This window comes from Salmonella sp. FC25216 (genome assembly GCF_057751355.1).
Window position 1 is genome coordinate 1 of the sequence record NZ_JBDGON010000032.1, and the last position, 810, is coordinate 810.

General features: G+C 42.7%; 1 protein-coding gene. It reads right to left on the reverse strand.

All coding sequences use genetic code 11. The features are described from left to right. Positions 1-6: 6 nt before the first annotated feature. A complete protein-coding gene (locus AC3G3F_RS23830; RefSeq protein ID WP_170245778.1) occupies positions 7-153 on the reverse strand; it encodes a hypothetical protein in 147 nt (48 codons plus the stop codon). Positions 154-810 lie beyond the last annotated feature (657 nt).

Sequence of the window (810 nt, forward strand, 5' to 3'; positions counted from 1 at the left end):
TGCATATCAGTACGTCAGGACCTGGTACAGGCCGAACAGCGCTGCGACAGTGAATACCGTCAGCAGGATCAAAAATATTTTTGCTCCCGTGCTGTACCGGTACTTACCGGTGCGCCCCCGTCTGGTGGACATTCCTGCATATTCTTGCGTCATCAGATTGTTCTCCTCAGGCTATTGCCAGCCCGGCAATGCGCAGCAACAGCAACAGCTTCGAATTGTGGAAACAAAATGTCCGCACCCTTTCGTGGGCCGGGAGCCATTCCATATCTGTATAAAAAATGACGTCTGGCCCCAGCCTGAACACAGCACTCTGACATCCTGCCCGGATTTGCTTTTCGGCTGCACAGGCCGTCAGCATCCCTGGCAATAAATTCCTCTGCCGCAGGGTAATTGCACCCTGAGCGGAGTACGAAAAGACCAGTGAAAAACATAGCAATCAGTTGATTAATATATTTATTCTGTAATTCAGTTCGTCCCTGAACAGACCTCTCTTTGATTTAACAATATGATTCAAAAAGTTAAGTAAAGGATTTAATGCTTAATAATTAAAACCAAACAGTAGTAAATATTATTTAATGCGTTTTTTTAACACTTAAAATTAACATTTTGTGCAGACAGGGCAAAGATGAATACAGAACAGTGCTGGTTGGACCAGATATATTTTCCCTTAGTTTTTTTATTGTTATAGGAATAAATCCTTAATAAGCAATAGATTACGATTCCATTACTCTTGTGTGGAAGGGGTAAATCTGAGAGGATGATGAAAGCGCGGAGAGGACTTAACTTTTTGAATCAGAACGTACGGTCATA

Coding starts and splice junctions, on each gene's coding strand:
- AC3G3F_RS23830 (WP_170245778.1), bottom strand. CDS start 153: ATGACGCAAGAATATGCAGGAATGTCCACCAGACGGGGGCGCACCGGT.